Origin of the sequence: Streptomyces peucetius (genome assembly GCF_025854275.1) — a bacterium.
Lineage (GTDB): Bacteria > Actinomycetota > Actinomycetes > Streptomycetales > Streptomycetaceae > Streptomyces > Streptomyces peucetius_A.
This window is the reverse complement of sequence record NZ_CP107567.1, coordinates 5,345,105-5,363,603: the sequence shown is the minus strand read 5'-3', so window position 1 is coordinate 5,363,603 and position 18,499 is coordinate 5,345,105. Positions and strand designations below refer to the sequence as shown.

General features: G+C 71.7%; 17 protein-coding genes. 10 read left to right on the top strand and 7 right to left on the bottom strand.

Translation table 11 applies throughout. From position 1 onward, the window contains the following. Nucleotides 1-2 precede the first annotated feature (2 nt). The 5 genes from OGH68_RS24835 (at nt 3) to OGH68_RS24815 (ending at nt 4,773) form a co-directional block, all read left to right on the top strand. Entirely contained in the window at nt 3-314 is a 312-nt protein-coding gene (locus tag OGH68_RS24835; protein ID WP_264247171.1) for a zinc ribbon domain-containing protein, read from the top strand. A gap of 109 nt (nt 315-423) precedes the next feature. Then, nucleotides 424-1,812 (top strand): FtsW/RodA/SpoVE family cell cycle protein, encoded by a 1,389-nt coding sequence (locus OGH68_RS24830; RefSeq protein WP_264247170.1) that lies wholly within the window; start codon nt 424-426, stop codon nt 1,810-1,812. Next, the gene (locus OGH68_RS24825) at nt 1,809-3,269 is read left to right on the top strand and encodes a penicillin-binding transpeptidase domain-containing protein (protein WP_264247169.1); all 1,461 of its coding nucleotides are present in this window, start codon (nt 1,809-1,811) and stop codon (nt 3,267-3,269) included. The genes OGH68_RS24830 and OGH68_RS24825 overlap by 4 nt, the downstream gene beginning before the upstream one ends. Beyond that, nucleotides 3,266-4,324, top strand: a complete 1,059-nt coding sequence (locus tag OGH68_RS24820) for an amidase family protein (RefSeq protein WP_413471027.1) — start codon at nt 3,266-3,268, stop codon at nt 4,322-4,324. Before OGH68_RS24825 ends, OGH68_RS24820 begins: the two co-directional genes overlap by 4 nt. Next, nucleotides 4,321-4,773 (top strand): DUF3291 domain-containing protein, encoded by a 453-nt coding sequence (locus tag OGH68_RS24815; protein WP_264247168.1) that lies wholly within the window; start codon nt 4,321-4,323, stop codon nt 4,771-4,773. The genes OGH68_RS24820 and OGH68_RS24815 overlap by 4 nt, the downstream gene beginning before the upstream one ends. A 91-nt stretch (nt 4,774-4,864) precedes the next feature. Here the strand turns inward: OGH68_RS24815 and OGH68_RS24810 are convergent, their stop codons facing one another. After that, nucleotides 4,865-5,977 carry a ferritin-like domain-containing protein gene (locus OGH68_RS24810; protein ID WP_264247167.1) on the bottom strand — a complete coding sequence of 371 codons (1,113 nt, stop codon included), beginning with the start codon at nt 5,975-5,977 and terminating at the stop codon, nt 4,865-4,867. A gap of 167 nt (nt 5,978-6,144) precedes the next feature. Between OGH68_RS24810 and OGH68_RS24805 the strand changes: the two genes are divergently transcribed. From OGH68_RS24805 to OGH68_RS24790, 4 genes are all read left to right on the top strand, one after another. Next, nucleotides 6,145-7,080 carry an AurF N-oxygenase family protein gene (locus OGH68_RS24805; RefSeq protein ID WP_264247166.1) on the top strand — a complete coding sequence of 312 codons (936 nt, stop codon included), beginning with the start codon at nt 6,145-6,147 and terminating at the stop codon, nt 7,078-7,080. Nucleotides 7,081-7,123: 43 nt separating this feature from the next. After that, nucleotides 7,124-7,852, top strand: a complete 729-nt coding sequence (locus OGH68_RS24800; protein WP_264247165.1) for a TetR/AcrR family transcriptional regulator — start codon at nt 7,124-7,126, stop codon at nt 7,850-7,852. A gap of 10 nt (nt 7,853-7,862) precedes the next feature. After that, complete coding sequence (locus OGH68_RS24795; protein ID WP_264247164.1) at nt 7,863-8,144, top strand: hypothetical protein; 282 nt, start codon at nt 7,863-7,865, stop codon at nt 8,142-8,144. A gap of 200 nt (nt 8,145-8,344) precedes the next feature. Next, on the top strand, nt 8,345-9,193 hold the full coding sequence (locus OGH68_RS24790; RefSeq protein WP_264247163.1) for a hypothetical protein: 849 nt from the start codon (nt 8,345-8,347) through the stop codon (nt 9,191-9,193). On the opposite strand, the gene OGH68_RS24785 is transcribed toward OGH68_RS24790, so the two are convergent. The 5 genes from OGH68_RS24785 to OGH68_RS24765 all read right to left on the bottom strand — a co-directional run bounded on the left by OGH68_RS24785 (nt 9,166) and on the right by OGH68_RS24765 (nt 15,248). Beyond that, nucleotides 9,166-10,401 (bottom strand): styrene monooxygenase/indole monooxygenase family protein, encoded by a 1,236-nt coding sequence (locus tag OGH68_RS24785; protein WP_264247162.1) that lies wholly within the window; start codon nt 10,399-10,401, stop codon nt 9,166-9,168. The genes OGH68_RS24790 and OGH68_RS24785 overlap by 28 nt on opposite strands. Nucleotides 10,402-10,509: 108 nt before the next feature. Continuing rightward, on the bottom strand, nt 10,510-11,160 hold the full coding sequence (locus OGH68_RS24780) for a GTP-binding protein (RefSeq protein ID WP_413471026.1): 651 nt from the start codon (nt 11,158-11,160) through the stop codon (nt 10,510-10,512). After that, nucleotides 11,141-11,539, bottom strand: a complete 399-nt coding sequence (locus OGH68_RS24775) for a DUF742 domain-containing protein (RefSeq protein WP_264247161.1) — start codon at nt 11,537-11,539, stop codon at nt 11,141-11,143. The genes OGH68_RS24780 and OGH68_RS24775 overlap by 20 nt, the downstream gene beginning before the upstream one ends. Then, on the bottom strand, nt 11,539-12,033 hold the full coding sequence (locus OGH68_RS24770) for a roadblock/LC7 domain-containing protein (RefSeq protein ID WP_264247160.1): 495 nt from the start codon (nt 12,031-12,033) through the stop codon (nt 11,539-11,541). Before OGH68_RS24770 ends, OGH68_RS24775 begins: the two co-directional genes overlap by 1 nt. Further along, nucleotides 12,030-15,248: a nitrate- and nitrite sensing domain-containing protein gene (locus OGH68_RS24765; RefSeq protein WP_264247159.1), complete on the bottom strand. Its 3,219-nt coding sequence runs from the start codon at nt 15,246-15,248 to the stop codon at nt 12,030-12,032. The genes OGH68_RS24770 and OGH68_RS24765 overlap by 4 nt, the downstream gene beginning before the upstream one ends. Before the next feature lie 493 nt (nt 15,249-15,741). Here OGH68_RS24765 and OGH68_RS24760 point away from each other — a divergent pair, with 493 nt between their 5' ends. Then, nucleotides 15,742-16,530 carry a hypothetical protein gene (locus tag OGH68_RS24760; protein ID WP_264247158.1) on the top strand — a complete coding sequence of 263 codons (789 nt, stop codon included), beginning with the start codon at nt 15,742-15,744 and terminating at the stop codon, nt 16,528-16,530. Nucleotides 16,531-16,607: 77 nt separating this feature from the next. Here OGH68_RS24760 and OGH68_RS24755 read toward each other — a convergent pair whose 3' ends face one another. Beyond that, nucleotides 16,608-17,906 carry a hypothetical protein gene (locus OGH68_RS24755; protein ID WP_264247157.1) on the bottom strand — a complete coding sequence of 433 codons (1,299 nt, stop codon included), beginning with the start codon at nt 17,904-17,906 and terminating at the stop codon, nt 16,608-16,610. Between the last annotated feature and the right edge of the window lie 593 nt (nt 17,907-18,499).

Genomic DNA, 18,499 nt, shown 5'->3' with positions numbered 1-18,499 from the left:
TCATGATCATTTTTGGCACCAAGGGGTACATCTACCAGCTGGCGATACTCACCCTGGTGTGCGGCCACTGCGGCAATCCGTCGGCGCACACGCTCAGGAAGCGGGTCACCAAGTTCACGCTGTTCTTCGTGCCGCTGTTCCCGTTCTCGACGAAGTACGCCACGCAGTGCACCTTCTGCGGCGCGGAGCAGCAGATCACCTCGGAGCAGGCGGAGCAGCTCCAGCTCCAGGGCGCGGGCGGCGGCCAGGACTTCCGGGGCGGGCAGCCGGGCGGTCACGTGCAGCAGCCCGGGCAGCACCCCTACCAGCGCTGAGGGCGGTTCCGTGCAGGCGGCGGGCCGGATGTGACGGCGCGTCTGTTCGACGTCGGCACACTATGACATAAAGGGACAAAGCAAGTCGCCGCTTGCTACGTTGCGTGGCATGACCGCAACGACGGCGGGGACTTCGCCGCACGAGCCGGGCCCCGGGCCGCGTCCGCCGAAGCGCCGGGGCGTCGAGCTGTCGCTCCTCGTCTGCGCCGTCCTGATCTGCGTCCACGGCTATGTCGCCGTCGGGCTCGCCAGGAACGGCGCCGTGCCGCCGGACGTCGCCGGCTACGGGGCGGGCCTCGGCGTCCTGGCGCTCCTCGCGCACCTGGCCGTCCGGCTGCGCGCGCCCTACGCCGACCCGCTGCTGCTGCCCATCGCGGTCCTGCTCAACGGACTGGGCCTGGTGCTGATCTACCGCCTCGACCTGGAGACCCCGCTGGACCGGGCCGCCCCCGCCCAGCTCGTCTGGTCCACCTTCGGCGTCGCCCTGTTCATCACCGCCGTCGTCCTCCTGCGCGACCACCGGGTCCTGGCCCGGTACGCCTACGTCAGCGTCACGGCCGCCCTCGCCCTGCTCTGCGCCCCGATCTTCTTCCCCGCCGTCAACGGCGCCAGGATCTGGATCCGGATCGGGCAACTGTCCTTCCAGCCAGGAGAGTTCGCCAAGGTCCTGCTGGCCGTCTTCTTCGCCGCGTACCTCGCCGTGAACCGGGGCGCCCTCTCGCACGCGAGCCGGCTGATCCGCAGGCTGCAACTGCCCACCGGACGGGTGCTCGGACCGGTCGTCGCGGTGTGGCTGGTCAGCGTCGGGGTGCTGGTGCTGGAACGGGACCTCGGCACCTCGCTCCTCTTCTTCGGGCTGTTCGTCGTCATGCTCTACGTGGCGACGGGCCGGATCGGCTGGATCGCCGTGGGACTGGTGCTGGCCTCCGCCGGGGCGTTCGCCGTCGGCTCGCTCGAACCGCACGTCCACAGCCGGGTCGAGGACTGGCTGAACCCGTACGCCGGCATCGAGGCCGGGCAGGGCCCCGGTCAGCTGGCGCAGTCCCTGTTCGCCTTCGCCGCCGGCGGGGTGCTGGGCACCGGTCTGGGGCTCGGCCACTCGGTCCTGATCGGCTTCGCCACCAAGTCGGACTTCATCCTCGCCACCGCCGGCGAGGAACTGGGTCTGGCGGGCCTGAGCGCGATCTTCCTGCTGTACGGACTGCTGGTGGCACGCGGGCTGAGCACCGCACTCGGCCTGCGCGACCCGTTCGGCAGTCTCCTCGCGGTCGGCCTCTCCTCGATCGTCGCGCTCCAGGTCTTCGTCATCGCGGGCGGCGTGACGGGGCTGATCCCGCTGACCGGCATGGCGATGCCGTTCCTCGCGCAGGGCGGCTCGTCCGTGGTCACCAACTGGGTCATCGTGGCGCTGCTGATCCGGCTCAGCCACTCGGCCCGCGCACCGCTGCCCGCGCCCGTGGAGACGGGCATTCTCACCCCGCAGGCGGTGCGCCGGTGACCCGCACCATCCGGCACGCCGCCGTCCTGTGCCTGCTGCTGCTGCTCGCGCTACTGGTCAACGCCGCCCGCGTACAGGTCGTCGAGGCCCCCGGGCTCGACGACCACCCGGCCAACCGCCGGGCGGACATCGCCCGTTACGCCCAGCCGCGCGGCGACATCCTCGTCGACGGGAAACCGGTCACCGGCTCCAAGGACACCGGCGAGCAGCTGCGCCACGAGCGGACGTACCGCGACGGCCCCCTGTACGCGCCGGTGACGGGCTACGCGTCGCAGACGTACGGCACCTCGTTCGTCGAGTACGCCCAGGACCCGGTCCTGAGCGGCACCGACCCGCTGCTGGCGCCGCTGCCCCTCTTCAACGACCTGACCCGAAGCCGCCCGCCCGGCGGAGACGTGGCGACCACCATCAGGGCGGCCGCGCAGGAGGCCGCCTACCGCGGCCTGGACGGCAGGCGCGGCGCGGTGGCGGCGGTCGAGCCGGCGACGGGCCGGATCCTCGCGCTGGTCAGCAGCCCCTCGTACGACCCCGGCCTGCTGTCGGGCACCGGGAGGAAGGTCTCCCGGGCATGGGCGGACCTGAACGGCGCCGAGGAGCAGCCGATGCTGAACCGGGCGATCCGCCAGACGTATCCGCCCGGCTCCGCGTTCAAAATCGTGACGGCCGCGGCGGCCCTGGAGGCGGGGGTCGTCCACGACGTGGACGACCCCACCCGCACCCCGGAGCCGTATCTGCTGCCGAACACCCGCACGCCGCTGCCCAACGCCACCGAGGGGTGCGAGAACGCCTCGCTCGCGTATGCCGTCCAGTGGTCCTGCAACAGCGTGATGGCGAACCTGGGGGCGCGGGTCGGCCTCGCGGACATGGTCGCCACGGTCCGCGGGTTCGGCTTCAACGACCCGGGGCTGCGGATCCCCGCGAGTGTCACGGCCTCCAACTTCGACACCGACATGTCCCCCGACCAGCTGGCCCTGTCCTCGATCGGGCAGTTCAACACGACGGCCACACCCCTGCAGATGGCGATGGTCGCGGCCGCCGTGGCGGGCGGGGGCGACATCCGGCACCCCTACCTGGTGGACCGGGTCACCAGGGCGAACGGCGACCTGGTCGCGCAGAACGGCCCGCGCGCCTACCGGGAGGCGATGACGCCGGTCACCGCGCAGCGGATGCGGGAACTGATGGTGCGGGCCGTCGAGGAGGGCACGGGGGAGAACGCGGTGATCAGGGGCGCCACGGTCGGCGGCAAGACCGGCACCGCCCAGCACGGCATCGACAACTCCGGACTTCCCTACGCCTGGTTCATCGGGTGGGCCCAGGCCCATGACGCGGCGCAGCCCGCCGTCGCCGTCGCCGTGGTCGTGGAGGACGCGGCAGTCCTGCGGGAGGACATCAGCGGCGGGGGCAGCGCGGCACCTGTCGCACGGGCCGTGATGGAGGCGGCACTGTGGACCTCGTGAGCATCGACGCGACACTGGAGGCCATCGAACGCCTCGACCCCGGCCTGAGCGCCTTCACCGACGTGTGGGGCGAGGAGGCGCTCGCCCAGGCGGGCCGCACCGACCCGGAACTTCCCCTCGCGGGACGGCCGTTCGCGGTGAAGGGACCTACCGGCATCCGCTCGTACGCGGCGCGGCGGCTGACCGCGGCGGGCGCGGTGGCGGTCGGCGCGACCTCGGTGCCGGGACCCGGCACGTACTGGCAGACCTGGGGCCTCGGCGCGCACGGGCCGACCCGCAACCCGTGGCGGGCGGACCGTACGCCGGGAGGGTCGTCCGCGGGGTCCGCGGCGGCGGTCGCGGCGGGCATGGTGGGTCTCGCCACCGGCAGCGACGGGGCGGGCTCGGTGCGGATCCCGGCGGCGTGGTGCGGCGTGTTCGGGCTGAAGACGACCAACGGGCTGCTGCCGTCGCCCGACCGTACGGGCCTGGCGTCGGCGGGCGTGCTGACGCCGTCGGCGGCCGGCGCCCGGGTCTATCTGCGTTGCGTCCTGGACGTCTGCGAGCCGGTGGCGCCGGAGCTTCCGCTGCGCGCGGTGTGGTCTCCCGACCTGGGCTTCGCGGACACGGACCCCGAGGTGGCGGCGGTCGCGCAGGCGGCGGTGGAACGGCTGGAGTCCGCCGGTGTCGTACGGACGGCGGACACCCGCCCGGTGCTGGCCGACCCCTTCGACGCGTGGTCGGCGGTACGGGGCGGCCGGCCGTCGCGGGGTGCGGCGGTGCGCGCGGAGAACGACCGGCGTCTGGACGCGCTGTTCGACGGCGCTGACGTCCTGCTCACGCCGGCCACCCCGAACCGCCCGCACGGTCACGACGGCCCCGGTCGCGATGTCTACTCGACGGCGCTGACCTGGGCGTTCAACCTGAGCGGCCACCCGGCGGCCAGCGTCCCCGCCGGTTTCACCAGCGACGGCTGCCCGGTCGGGCTCCAACTGGTGACGGCCCGTGGGACGGACGTCTCACTGGTCGAAATGGCGGTGACCGTGGAGGGGGGTCTGATTACTGTGCGTCCATGACCTCCTACGAGCTCGCCCAGGTGAACATAGGCCGCCTCAGGGCCCCGCTGGACTCGCCGCAGTTGAAGGACTTCAGCGACAACCTGGAGCCGGTCAACGCGGTGGCGGACGCGGCCGACGGTTTCGTCTGGCGCCTCCAGACGGAGACCGGTGACGCGACAGACCTGCGGATCTTCGGCGACGAGTGGTTGCTGGTCAACATGTCGGTGTGGCGGGACAGCAACGCTCTGACGGCGTTCATGTACCAGGGCACGCACCGCGAACTGCTGGCGCGCCGCTACGAGTTCTTCGAGCGGATGCAGGAGGTCATGACGACGATGTGGTGGGTCCCGGCCGGCCACCGCCCGACGGTCCCCGAGGCGGAGGAACGCCTCCTCCATGTACGCGAACACGGCCCGACGCAGTACGCGTTCACCCTCCGCAAGCCGTTCCCGGCGCCCCAGATGTGATCAGCGACGCCGGTTGACGGCGGTGAGGTCGATGTCGACGCGGAAGGGACGGACGGCTCCGGCCCGAGGCCGTCACGGCGGCAGCCCCGGGTCAGGACGCCTCTGCCGCGCCCTGGGCGACGGCCTCCGCCACCTCCGCCACCCGTTCCTGCTCCTCGGCCGCGAACCGCTCGCGGTCGAGCGCTTCCGCGATCTCCTCGTCCTGGGACATCAGCAGGTCGAGGCTGGCGTCACCCATCTCGAAGACACCCATGTCGAGGTAGGCCTTCTGCAGCCGCTCGCCCCAGAGGCCGATGTCCTTGACGCAGGGCACGATCCGGCTGAAGAGCAGTTTGCGGAAGAGGTGGAGGAACTCGGACTGCTCGGAGTACTCCTCCGCCTCCTTCTTCGAGACGCCGAAGTTCTCCAGGACCTCGACGCCGCGCAGCCGGTCGCGCATCAGATAGCAGCCCTCGATCACGAACTCCTCGCGTTCGCGCAGTTCCGCGTCGGTCAGCTGCTTGTAGTAGTCGCGCAGCGCCATCCGCCCGAAGGCCACGTGCCGGGCCTCGTCCTGCATGATGTACGCGAGGATCTGCTTGGGCAGCGGCTTGGTCGTGGTGTCGCGGATCATGCCGAAGGCGGCGAGCGCCAGGCCCTCGATGAGCACCTGCATGCCGAGGTAGGGCATGTCCCAGCGGGAGTCGCGCAGGGTGTCCCCGAGCAGGGACTGCAGGTTGTCGTTGACCGGGTAGAGCATCCCGATCTTCTCGTGCAGGAACCGGCCGTAGATCTCGGCGTGCCGCGCCTCGTCCATGGTCTGGGTCGCCGAGTAGAACTTGGCGTCGAGGTCGGGGACGGACTCGACGATGCGCGCCGCGCAGACCATGGCGCCCTGCTCGCCGTGGAGGAACTGGCTGAACTGCCAGGACGTGTAGTGCTTGCGCAGTTCACCCTTGTCCTGTTCGGTCATCTTCGCCCAGTGGCGGGTGCCGTACAGGGTGAGCGCCTCGTCGGGGGTGCCCAGCGGGTCGTACGGGTCGACCTCCAGGTCCCAGTCGATGCGCTTGGCGCCGTCCCACTGCTTGTCCTTGCCCTTCTGGTAGAGGGCGAGGAGGCGTTCGCGCCCCTCTTCGTACTCCCAGCTGAAGCGGGCCGAGCCGGTGGCGGGGATCTGCCAGATCGGCTCCGAGGGGGCTTTCGTGTAGCGGTCCTGACTCGACACCGGCGGCTCCTTCGCCTCGTATCCCTTACGCACAAGGACAGTTGGCAGGCTCACACGTTGGTAGACGAGGAGTCAACAAGTCGTGCACGGGGGATTGACGAGGTTACTGACAGGGAGTCTCATAACCACAGAAGCCGGTGACCCCCACTCGCGAGGTGCCCTCAGCCATGACGACAGTGACCGACCGCGACGTGCAGCTGCTCCGCGACGCCCTCGGCCCGCTACGGGACCGCGAACAGGTCGCCGCACGCCTGCTCGAGTCCTCGGCCAAGCACTCCTTCGACCCCGACAAGGAGCTCGACTGGGAGGCGCCCGTCGAGGAGGGCAAGTGGTTCTGGCCTCCGGAGCTGGTCTCCCTCTACGACACGCCGCTGTGGCGGAGGATGTCCGAGGAGCAGCGGATGGACCTCGCCCGGCACGAGGCCGCCTCGCTCGCCTCGCTCGGGATCTGGTTCGAGATCATCCTGATGCAGCTGCTGGTGCGCCACGTCTACGACAAGTCGGTGACCAGCAACCACGTCCGCTACGCGCTCACCGAGATCGCCGACGAGTGCCGGCACTCGATGATGTTCGCCCGGATGATCCAGAAGGGCGGGGCCCCGTCGTACCAGGTCCCGCGGGTCTACCACAACATGGCCCGGGTGCTGAAGACGGTCTCCACGACCCCCGGCTCGTTCGCCGCGACCCTCCTCGGCGAGGAGATCCTCGACTGGATGCAGCGTCTCACCTTCCCCGACGAGCGGGTGCAGACGCTGGTGCGCGGGGTCACCCGTATCCATGTCGTCGAGGAGGCCCGCCATGTGCGGTACGCCCGCGAGGAGCTGCGCCGCCAGATGGTGACCGCGCCGCGCTGGGAGCAGGAGTTCACCCGGCTCAGCTGCGGCGAGGCCGCCCGCGTCTTCAGCGTCTGCTTCGTCAATCCGCAGGTGTACGAGAACGTCGGCCTCGACCGCCGCGAGGCCGTCTCCCAGGTGCGGGCGAGCGGGCACCGCCGCGAGGTCATGCAGACGGGCGCCCGCAGGCTGACCGACTTCCTGGACGACATCGGCGTGCTGCGCGGGCCCGGCCGCAGGCTGTGGAAGAGTTCCGGCCTTCTCGCGTGATCGTATGAGGGGCGCCGCGCACCCTGCGGTTACGCTGCGGAGCATGACCGGTCCCGCTCCCGCCACCCGCGCCTACCGACGGCTCAGCGTCGAGGAGCGCCGCGAGCAGCTGCTCGAAGCGGCGCTCACCCTCTTCGCGCACCGGCCGCCGGAGGAGATCTCGCTCGACGACGTGGCGGAGGCGGCCGGGGTGTCGAGGCCGCTCGTCTACCGGTATTTCGCCGGCGGCAAGCAGCAGCTGTACGAGGCGGCCCTGCGGTCGGCCGCCGACCGGCTGGAGCAGTGCTTCGCCGAACCGCAGACCGGACCGCCGACCGAGCGGCTGACCCGGGTGCTGGACCGCTACCTCGTCTTCGTCGACGAGCACGACGCGGGCTTCAGCGCGCTGCTGCGCGGCGGGAGCGTCGCGGAGACCTCCCGTACGACCGCGATCGTCGACGAGGTGCGGCGGGCGGCGGCCGAGCAGATCCTCGTCCACCTCGGCGTGGACCGGCCCGGCCCGCGCCTCGGGATGATGGTCCGCACCTGGATCGCGTCGGTCGAGGCCGCGTCGCTGATCTGGCTGGACGAGGACAAGCAGCCGGCGGCGGACGAGCTGCGCGAATGGCTCGTCGACCATCTGGTCGCGCTGCTCACCGCGACGGCGGCGACGGACGAGGAGACGGCGGCCGTGGTCGCGGACCTGCTCGCGCAGGAGACGGCGGACGGCCCCGTCGGCACGCTGGTGCAAAGGCTCGGGCCCGTCGTCGGCGGCGCCGCGCACCTGCTGTGAGACTGGTCCGGTGAGAAGCGAGAACACCCCCTTCGAGGGCGGCCCGCTCGACGGCCGCGTGCTGCCCGTGCTGGTCGGCCCCACCGGCCACCCCCCGAAGTGGTACAAGGTCCCCGTCCCGAACGACGACGGCACCCCGCCCACCGTCCACGCCTACCGCCGCGTCCCCTCCGGCTACACCAGGCGCCTGGGGCTCCAGCGCGGCTGGAAGTACGAGTACGCCCCCGGCGGCGTGGAGCGCCGGGAGCTGAAGTGGCCCTGGTCGAAGCCGGGGGGCGGCGGCGCGGCGTAGGCACGAGCGCCGGGTCCCGGGGTGTCGGTGCGGGATGCCGGGGCGTCGTGGGCAAGCAGCCGCGCCGGGAGGACGGGGATCGTGCACTGCGGGAGTGACCGGGTTGCGCCGGGGCGCGCAGCCCCGGTCGCCGCCGGGACGCGTGACGCGCAGCCTCGGGTGCGGGCGGAGGAGCCGCCCGTACGGCCGGAGGTGATCGGGTGTCAGGCAGGTATGTGCTGCCTACCCTCTGCGTGGGGGCGGTGGTCGTCGCCGCGACGGCGACGACGCTGCCCGCGGCGGCGGAGGACCGGGAGCGTCACAAGGGGGCCGTCGACAAGGTGCTCGGCGAGCTCGGGGACGCCGTCATGGAGCGGTTCGCCGCCGAGGGGCCCGCAGCCGGCCCGCCACTACGGCTCGGGGAGCTCACCGCCGCGCCCGGCACCGCCGGTGTGCTGACCCGGCTGCGCGAGCTGTACCCTCAGGCGGAGGCGGCCGGTGAGACCTACCGGAGCACCGGGACCGCACGGCTGAACAAGGCGCTCGCCGAGGCGCGCGGCGCGCTCGCGCTGAGCCGCGCCGAGGCGGGCCGGATCGCACGCGAGCAGTACCAGGGCACGTCCCAGCTCTCCGCGTACCTGGAGCTGCTGCTCGCCCGCGAACCGCAACGTGCCCTGGACCAAGGGCATCTCATCGAACGCGTGGCCACCGGCCGTCTGGCGTCCATGGCCCGGCTGGAGGCCCGCGAGAAGCGGTCCCGGGAGCTGGCCGCCGCCGCACGCAAGGCCCTGGACCGGGAACTGGTGCTCGCCGCCAGGAAGAAGCAGGCCCGCGACCGGGCCGCGGCCCGGCTGCGGTCGGCCGAAGGGCTGCTCGCCTCGCTCTCGGCCGAGCAGCTCACCGCCCTCGCCACCGCGCAGGGCGCGGCCGCCGCCCCGCCCGGGGCCGTGGCGGACGGCGGCCCGGACGAGGCGGTCGTGGCGGACGGCGGCCCGGACGAGGCGGTCGTGGCGGACGAGGCGGGCGAAGCGGGCGGCAGCGGTCAGGCGCCGGACACGGACGCCAGGTAGGCGGAGGTCTTCTCCGGCTCGTAGAAGAAGTTCTCGAAGTCGGACGGGTCGTTGAAGCCGTTGGCGAACCGGTTCGCGACCGGCTGGAGCTGACCGGCCGCGCCGATCAGGTTGAGGACGTGCTCCGGCGGCACGCCGAGCATCGCGTTCGTCCACTTGGTGACGTGCTGCGCCGTCTCCCAGTACCGGTCGAACGTGCCCTGCATCCACTGCTCGTCGAACGGCCGGTCGCCGTGCTCGGTGATCGAGGCGAGGTACGAGGCCGCGCACTTGGAGGCCGAGTTGGAGCCCTGACCGGTGATCGGGTCGTTGGCGACGACGACGTCCGCGACACCGAGGACCAGCCCGCCCCCGGGCAGCCGGCCGATCGGGTTGCGCACCGTGGGCGCGTACCGTCCGGCGAGCGTGCCGCCCGCGTCGGTCAGCTCGACGTTGGTTGCCCGCGCGTACTCCCACGGCAGGAACTTCTCCATCAGCTCCAGTGTCAGGGCAAGGTGTTCCGCCGGTTCCTTGACGCCCTGGAAGGCGTCGAGCGGCCCGCCCGGGATGCCCTCCCAGAAGAGGATGTCGGCCCTGCCGGAGAGGGTGAGCGTCGGCATGACGAACATCTCGCCCACGCCCGGCACGAGGTTGCAGCGCACCGCGTCGTAGTCCGGGTGCTCGGGGCGGGGGCCGAGGCCGTGCACATATGCGACGGCGAGCGCGCGCTGCGGCTCCGAGTACGGGGAGCGGGACGCGTCCCGGCCGAACATCGAGACCAGCTCGCCCTTGCCGGCCGACACCAGCACGAGGTCGTAGGCGCGGGAGAAGTAGTCCAGGTCGGAGACGGCCGCGCCGTGGATGACGAGCTGCCCGCCGCGCTGCGCGAACGTCTCCATCCAGCCGGCCATCTTCACGCGCTGGTCGACGGACTGCGCGTAGCCGTCGAGCTTGCCGACCCAGTCGATCGCGCGACTCGAGTCGGGGGCGGCGACGGAGACACCGAGTCCCTCGATCTTCGGGGCCTGCGACTCCCAGAAGTTGATGCCGAGGTCCCGCTCGTGCTGCAGGGCCGTGTGGAACATGCACTGGGTGGACATGACCCGGCCGGACCGGATCTCGTCCGCCGTGCGGTTGGACATCAGGGTGACCTCGTAGCCCTTCGACTGGAGGCCGAGGGCGAGCTGGAGGCCTGACTGACCTGCTCCGACTATGAGTATCTTCCGCATGGCGGGGTTCTCCGTGGTTCTGCGTCGTGGTTCCGGGGTCGTGGTCCGGCGTCCTGCTGCCGGGTCCTGGTTCCGGCTTCCCGGTCGCGGCGTCCCGGTCCCGGAAGGTTATTCGGGGGTGGCTTCGAGGGCGTGGGCGACCAGCGCCAGCAGCGACTCGATCACCGTGATCCGGTGACGGGCATCCATGATCACCACCGGTACGTGCGGCGGCACCGTCAGGGCCTCCCGTACGTCCTCCGCCTCGTAGGCGGTCGACCCCTCGAAGTGGTTGACGGCGACGATGTACGGCAGCCCGCAGCTCTCGAAGTAGTCGAGCGCGGGGAAGCAGTCGGGCAGCCGTCGGGTGTCGGCGAGCACTATCGCGCCGATCGCCCCGCGCACCAGGTCGTCCCACATGAACCAGAACCGCTGCTGGCCCGGTGTGCCGAAGACGTACAGCACCAGGTCGTCGTCGAGCGTGATCCGGCCGAAGTCCATCGCCACGGTCGTGGTGACCTTGTCCGGCGTGGCGGTGAGGTCGTCGGTGTCCTCGCTCGCGCGGGTCATCAGCGCCTCTGTCTGCAGCGGCTTGATCTCGGAGACGGAGCCGACGAACGTCGTCTTGCCGACACCGAAACCGCCCGCGACGACTATCTTCGTCGCGGTGGGAGCCCGGGTGGTGTCCAACTGCCAGGGCTGGAGGGGCCCTTCCGGTTCGGTGCCGGGCGCGGCGGCCTGAGTGCGGTCGAGGAGCGTGTCAGAGGCGGCGGAGTCCACTCAGCACCCTTTCGAGCAGTGCGCGGTCGGGCTGGCCGGTGCCGTGACCGGTCCCGTACACGCGGATCTTTCCCTGGTCCGCCAGGTCGCTGAGCAGCACCCGGACGACGCCCAGCGGCATCTTGAGCAGCGCCGAGATCTCGGCGACGGTACGCATCCGGCGGCACAGCTCGACGATCGCCCGCAGCTCGGGCATGACGCGGGAGGTGAGGTTGCCGCCGGGCAGCTCCCGCCGCTCCACAGGCGCCTCCAGCGCGGCGACGAACGTCTCGACGAGCAGCACGTGCCCGAAGCGGGTACGGCCGCCGGTGAGGGAGTACGGGCGTACTCGGGCGGGGCGTTTGCCGTCACTGCGGACGGGTAGCTTGGGGACGGACATCACAGGCCCCTCTCCATCGATTTGCGCAGTTCACTGCGGACTTCGGGGGTGAGTACGTGTCCGGCGCGGCCCACGAAGAGGGCCATGTGGTAGGCGACCACGCTCATGTCGCAGTCGGGCGTGGCGTGCACTCCGAGGAGGGAGCCGTCGCTGATCGACATGACGAAGAGGCTGCCCTCGTCCATGGCGACCATCGTCTGTTTGACGCCTCCGCCGTCCATCAGGCCCGCGGCCCCGATCGTGAGACTGCCGATGCCGGAAACGATCGTCGCGAGGTCCGCGCCGGAGCCTTTCGGCCCCTCACGGGGCGTGACGGTGTCCTGGCCGGTGGCCTGGGCGGCGTTCTGCTCGGGGTCGGAGGAGAGCAGCAGCAGGCCGTCGGACGAGACGACGGCGACCGAGTGGACGCCTGGCACCTCCTCCACCAGATTGCCCAGCAACCACTGAAGGTTGCGGGCCTCGCTGCTCAGGCCGAACGTGCCGGTCGCAGTCAACTGCGTACCTCCTCGACTGTGTCCCCCGTTTCCGCTTCGGTGTGTGCGCTGTTGCCCGGCTCGGCGGTCGCGGTGGTCCCCGCGGTGTCCGTGGGCTCGGTGGCCTCCGTCAGCTCCGCGATCTCCGCCTCGGCGTCCCGGCGGCCGTCCTTCGCGCCCTGCTGGAAGCCGCCGAGCCGCCGGCGCAGGGCCTCCGCGTCGACGCTCCCGGTGCGCCCGGTCGGGGCGGTGGCGGGCGTGACGGACTTCGGGGTCCGCTTGGGCAGCCCCTTGTCGGTCACACGGTCCCAGACGGCCGGAGGCTCGGGTGCCTCCGGCTCGGGCGGCTCCGGGAGCCGCATGACGAACGTCTCCTGATCGACACCGGCCGTCCCCGGACCGCCGTCGGCCACCTGCTCGTGCGTGTCCGACTCCGCCGCGGCTGCGACGGCCCGTTCGGCGGCCTCGACGAACGGGTCGGACTCGGGAACGGTCTCCGCGAACGGGTCCGGGGCGGGGGACGCTTCCGCGAACGGGTCCCGCTCAGGGGCGACCGTGACGAACGGGTCCGGCTCGGAGACGGTCTCCGCGAACAGGTCGCGCTCGGGGGCGGCCTCGGCGCCCGGCGCGGGCGACGCTTCCGCGAACAGGTCGCGCTCAGGAGCCGCGTCCGCGAACAGGTCGCGCTCAGGAGCGGCCTCGGCGTCCGAGTCGGGGGCCGCGTCCGCGGACGGGTCCCGCTCGGCGGGCGCTTGCGCGAACAGGTCCGGCTCGAAGGTGGCCCCGGCGTCCAGACGGCCGGGGGTCGCGTCCGCGTGAGTGAGCGGCTCGTCGGGGGCCGGATCCGGCAGGTCGACCGGATCGGTGCCGGCCTCCGGGTCCGGTACGTCTGCCCCACCCGGCGCGGTGACGGGGTCCGCCGGAGCGGCGTCGTCGGCGACGGCCGCGTCCTGTGCGGCGGCCTCGGCCGGGACGGCGCGGCGGTCGCTGCTGGGGAGCGCGTTGGAGTTGGCCTCGGCCACCGAGCCCGGGAGGTTCAACGTCGGTGCCGCGCCCGGTACGGGCACCTGGCGGCCGCTCGCCGCGGGCGGCCCCGTCGGCAGCAGGGGCTTCGGCACGACGACCACCGCCGTGATCCCGCCCTGCTTGTGCTCGCGCAGCTGGATCCGTACGCCGTGGCGTGCCGCCAGCAGCGCGGCGACCCGCAGGCCGAGGCCCTCGCCCTCGCGGCCCGCCGGGGGCTCGGTCTCGTACGACTCCGGATTGTCGAGCCGTGCGTTGATCTCCGAGATGCGGCCCGCGGTCATGCCGATGCCCGCGTCCTGGACGGAGAGCATGACCTCCCCGCTCTCCAGCAGCCAGCCGGAGAGCTCGACCTGGGCGTCCGGCGGCGAGAACGACGTGGCGTTCTCGAGGAGTTCGGCGACCAGGTGGCTGAGGTCGTCCGCGGCGAAGCCGGCGACCTGGGCGTGCGGCGGCAGGGACTGGATGACGACCCGCTCGTAGCGCTCGATCTCGCTGACCGCCGCGCGCAGCACGTCGACGAGCGGGACCGGCGCGACGTGCCCGTGCCCGTGCTCGGTGCCGGCGAGGACCAGCAGGTTCTCGCTGTGTCTGCGCATGACCGTGGCCATGTGGTCGAGCTTGAAGAGTGTGGCGAGGCGCTCGGGGTCCTGCTCGCGCTCCTCCAGCCTCTCGATGACGCCCAGTTGCCGCTCGACGAGGCCGAGGGTGCGCAGCGAGAGGTTGACAAACGTGTGGTGGACGGTGTGGCGCAGCCGGTCCAGTTCGGTGCTGATCTCCTCGGTGCGCTCCCGCAGTTCCCGACGCGCCGCGGCGACTTCCGCCTCGAGCGCCTCGCGGGCGCCCGCGAGTTCGCCGTTCTCCGACTCCAGCCGCTCGGCCCGTGCCCCGAGGTCGCCGAGCCTGCCGTGCAGGGCGTTGAGGGACCGTACGACCTGGGCGAACTCGTCGTTACGGCCGGTGAAGCGGACCGGCTCCTCCGTCTGCGGGGCGGGCGCCTCGGCCAGCCTGGCCGCGCCGATGCGCAGGACGGCGAGCGGGCGGGTGAGCGTACGGGAGACGGCGGCGAGCACGCCGATGGTGACGACGACCAGTCCGCCGAGGAGGGCGATGCGGATCTCGAGCGCGGTGAGGTCGTCGTCGCGCAGCTGCTCGAAGCGTTCGGTCCGCTCCGTGGCGAGGGACGACTCCGCGCCCCGCATCTGTTCGATACGGGCGGTGAGCGCGGCCTCCAGCTTGGCGGGGTCGGTGCCGCGTTCCGCGTCGGAGAGCGTGGGCTGGTCGGTGAGGCGGGCCAGGTAGCTCTCCGCGGCCTTGACCTCGGGACCGGTGACGGTGGCGGCGAGTTTCTCGCGGGTGGTCTTGCCCGCGGCCTGGTCGAAGTCGGCGAGGGCGGCGAGTTCGCGTACCCGGGCCTGCTGCGCGGCGGCGGTGAGGGCGTTGCGGGTGCGGGCGTCGGCGCCGGAGTCCTCGCCGGGGCTCTCGACGGGGAGGCCGGTGACCGGGTCGTAGCCGATCACCGGGTCGGGCTGCGGCACGGCGAGCGCGGCGAGCAGCAGCCCGCGGGCGGCGGAGGCCTGCTCGACGGCGAGTCCGAGCTGGGAGGGTGCCCGGGTGGCCTCAGCGGCGCGGGGCGGTGTCCGGTCGGCGAGTTCACCGGCGAGGGCGTGCAGGGCGGAGATGACGGCGGTGTAGGCCTGGTGGGCCTCCATCGCGGTGCCCTTGCCGGTGAGCGCGGCGCGCCGGACGGAGGGCACGGACGCGAGCTGCTGGCGCAGCTCGGCACGTTCGGAGCCCAGGGCGTCGCGCATCTCGTCGGTCTGCCGGTCGACGCGGGCGCTGAGGCTGCCGGAGATCTTGCGGCGGTCCTTCTTCCCGCCTTCCTGGTCGTCGCGGCCGGCGGCGATGTACGCGGTGACCTCGTCGCGCTCGTCGGCGAGCGAGTGGGCGAGGGTGACGGCCTGCCGGTCGAGCGCGGCAAGGGTGACGAGCCGCTGGGACTCGGTCATGTCCGCGGAGCTCGCGAGGATGCCGGGGGCGCCGGCACCGACGACGAGGAGAACGGTGACGGCGACGCCTGCGACGAGCCGGTTGCGCACGCGACGGGGGCGACCCGCGGGCGACTGCGCCTGGGACGGCAGGGCCGCGGGCGACTGCGCGTCGGCGGTCTGCGAGGGCGGTGCGGCTGGGGTCTGCACGGCTGCGTCGGACATGCCTGTGCCGTGATCACGGGGGGCCGGGATCGGTCGGGGAGAGGCCGGGACCTGAGGGTCGCCCGAGGCTCCCGTGGACGGGGTTCCCGTAGGCCTGCCGCCGTTGCCCCGAGGCCGCTTCATCTGCACCGGTGCTCGCAATCTTGCTTGACTCGTCCACCCTTGAAGCAGAGATGACGACCGGTCACACGCGAGAGCCCCACCCCTGGTACGGCTTCCGACCATTCCAGTGCTTTTGGGAGGGAGGCGCGCATCGGCCGCTCCGCCACCCGAACGAGTGAACAATACTCTGGAGTTGGCGAACAACTTCCGCGCGCCGCCCACGGGGCCCTGCGGCGCGGGCGGGTTGGACCTTCGGGCGCCCCTTTGGCAAGATGCCCGCCCGCAGCTTCGCACAGCTGCTCATTCGGGGCGAAGCACCCGCCTGACCTGCCGGTACAGACCAACCACCGCTCGGTGAGACCCTTGTGAAGGTCTGATGCAGACTGGGCCCATGCGCATCGAGCTCGCCTCCTCGCCCGGTTCCCCCGCACGCCCCAACGAGGACTGGGTGTCCGTCTCCCTGCCCGCTTCGGGTCAGGGCGGCACACTGGTGGCGCTCGACGGCGTGACACCGCCGCGCGACGACGCGGGGTGTGTGCACGGCGTGCCGTGGTTCACCGCCCGGCTGGGCGGCGCCCTGGTCGAACTGTCCGGTTCGCGGCGCGAACTGACGCTTCGGGACGTTCTCGCGGAATCAATCCGGCGCACCGCGGACGCCCACCGCGAAACCTGTGACCTTTCTCACGTCCGCACGCCTCAGGCGACAGTGGTCCTGGTGCGCTGGGGCGGACCGGATCGGGACGTCGAGTACCTGGTGCTCTCCGACTCGACACTCCTGCTGGAGTCGCCCGAGGGCGCGGTCCGCCCGGTGCTGGACGACCGGCTGGACCGCCTGCCGCACGAGGCGTTGCGGACCCACGCCTCCGCGGACGCGCTGCGGAACGCGGAGGGTGGATTCTTCACGGCGGCTGCGGACCCGTCGGTGGCCCTGCGCGCGGTCGCGGGCAGCGTTCCGCGCGGCGGGGTGCGCTCGGTGGTCGCGCTCACGGACGGCGCCTCGCGATGGGTGGACATGTTCGCCGAGGGCGACTGGGCGGCGTGTGTGGCGCTGCTCCGCAAGGAGGGGGCGCAGGGGCTGATCGACCGGGTGCGGGAGCTGGAGGTGGCGGCGCAGGCGCGGGCGGCGGCGGTCCGGTGGAAGCTGCACGACGACGCGTCGGCGGTGTTCGCGGAGCTCTGACAGGGGGCGGGCGGCGGGGGGCCGCTGCGCGGGGCCGTCCCCTACCCGCCCCTTCCAGAAACCGGGGACTCCTCCCCCTAGCAGTAACCGAGACGTCCGATCCGTGAACCCCACATGGCCGTGCTCACGTGCCGCTCGTTCACGAGCCAGGCACGCTGGCCGACGGGACAGCCGCTGGCGGCCACGGGGTCGATGGTGACCGCCGAGTAGTCTCCCCACCGTTCGACGGTGGCCGACGACGGGTTGTAAGGACCGGTCGCCAGCGCGAAGGTCACCCCTCCGGTGACGGTCGTGGAATCGGTCGCCAACCGGCCGCTGCCCTTGACCGCTGCGTGGTGGAGGCCGGAGCCGACCGCGTCGGTCGACGACCAGGTGAAGAACATGCGTCCGATGGGGTTGGCCGCGGTGCCGCCGACCGGGGAGCCGACCACCGCGGGGTTGAAGTCGTCGGAGTCACCGGATTCAAAGACGAACCCGGACGCGGTCAGGGCGTTGGTGGTGGTGTTGACCTGGTACCACTTCGACGTCGGGCGCGAGCCGTCCGCGATGGTGTGAATGTTGAGGAGCTGGTTGCCGATCTGGGTGCTGGCGTTCTGGAAACGGGCGTCCTGCGCGTCGAGCCGGGCGGCGATTCCGGGCTGCCGCGCGTCCGGAGGAAGGGCGAACGCCGGCACCGGCACGTTCACCGGCCCGGCGATGCTCGCGTTGCTCCGCCCAAGGCCCGTGGCCCGGAACAGCCTCAGGGCCCCGGAGGGGCTGGCCGTCAGGAGGAAAGCGTTGGCGTTGTTGTCCTCAACGATCGGAGGGGCCACCGAACCCACCGCCCCGAGATTGAAGTACTGGAACGCGGTGGCGCGCCCGTTGTAGATGTCCGCCTTGGCGAGGCCCAGCGTACGCGTGCGGAGGTAGGCGGTGAGGGACGCGTTGAAGACGTTGCCCGTGATGATTACGGCGCCCTGGTCCAGGCCCAGCTGCGGGAAGTCGAAGAAGTCGCCTTGAATGCCCTCCGGGAGGTCGAACCTGTAGCGGTAGTACGAGCCGGTCGGGTCGGACGACGTGGACACGGCGACGAGGAGGTACTGGACCGAAGGGCTGCTCGGCTCGGGGAGCGCCTCGGCGACGATGACCCATCGATTCCACTTCTTGTCGTAGACGACCCGTGGATCGAAGATCAAGCTCGTCGTGTAGTTGAAGAAGCTGGCGAACGACACCGTCAGCACGTTGGTGCCGTTGGCCTTGTTGAAGACGCCGATGCCCCTGCCGTTGGTGACCTCCACGAAGTGGTTCAGGCCGACGGCGCCGTGCGTGTCCGGTGGGCGGACGCCAGTGCTGCCCTGGTTCAGGCCCTCGAAGCCGAACTGACTCGCAGGCGGCACCAGGTGAGTGGATGACCGTGAGCCGCCGAGGCTCGGGCGCTGCTGCGGAGGAAGCCCTCGGGGGGTGGCACGCAGCTCTTCGGTGTCGGTGGGGAGTGGCGCCGGGGGCTGACGTCGGTCCTCGGACTCTGCGTTTCCCCTGGGCGTCACGGCCTTCGCCGGTGGCAGTCGGATGTGGTCGGTCGCCACCACGGCGTCCCCGTGGTCCCGTGCCGCGGCGCTCGAAGGCGCCTCGGGGATGCCGAAGCCCAGCGTGAGTGCTGCCAGCACGAGTGGCAGGACTCGACGAACGCTTCGTCTGGTCGTCAAGATGACCCTCTTTTCCTGATGCACAGCCCTAAGGCTGATGTCGGAAATACCGGGCCATCATGGAGAGGGGGTGAAACCCGCAGTCGTACTGAAAGGTCGGGACACGCGAACATCACCTGCTTGCCGCGCACAACGGGCAGCGGCCTCCAGGGACGCCGACTCCGCCGCTCTGGCAGACCTACGGGATCGGGGCCTGCGGCCATCACCGAGCGTCAGACCGAGAATCCTAAGATCACCACAACCAACCGCAATTGACACGGAAAAAGTTGAAGATCCCTCCGGCG

What these genes read in the sequence shown, in the direction of transcription:
- OGH68_RS24835 (WP_264247171.1), top strand. Translation starts at nt 3, where the DNA reads ATGATCATTTTTGGCACCAAGGGGTACATCTACCAGCTGGCGATACTC.
- OGH68_RS24830 (WP_264247170.1), top strand. Translation starts at nt 424, where the DNA reads ATGACCGCAACGACGGCGGGGACTTCGCCGCACGAGCCGGGCCCCGGG.
- OGH68_RS24815 (WP_264247168.1), top strand. Translation starts at nt 4,321, where the DNA reads ATGACCTCCTACGAGCTCGCCCAGGTGAACATAGGCCGCCTCAGGGCC.
- OGH68_RS24805 (WP_264247166.1), top strand. Translation starts at nt 6,145, where the DNA reads ATGACGACAGTGACCGACCGCGACGTGCAGCTGCTCCGCGACGCCCTC.
- OGH68_RS24800 (WP_264247165.1), top strand. Translation starts at nt 7,124, where the DNA reads ATGACCGGTCCCGCTCCCGCCACCCGCGCCTACCGACGGCTCAGCGTC.
- OGH68_RS24785 (WP_264247162.1), bottom strand. Translation starts at nt 10,401, where the DNA reads ATGCGGAAGATACTCATAGTCGGAGCAGGTCAGTCAGGCCTCCAGCTC.
- OGH68_RS24775 (WP_264247161.1), bottom strand. Translation starts at nt 11,539, where the DNA reads ATGTCCGTCCCCAAGCTACCCGTCCGCAGTGACGGCAAACGCCCCGCC.
- OGH68_RS24765 (WP_264247159.1), bottom strand. Translation starts at nt 15,248, where the DNA reads ATGTCCGACGCAGCCGTGCAGACCCCAGCCGCACCGCCCTCGCAGACC.
- OGH68_RS24760 (WP_264247158.1), top strand. Translation starts at nt 15,742, where the DNA reads ATGCGCATCGAGCTCGCCTCCTCGCCCGGTTCCCCCGCACGCCCCAAC.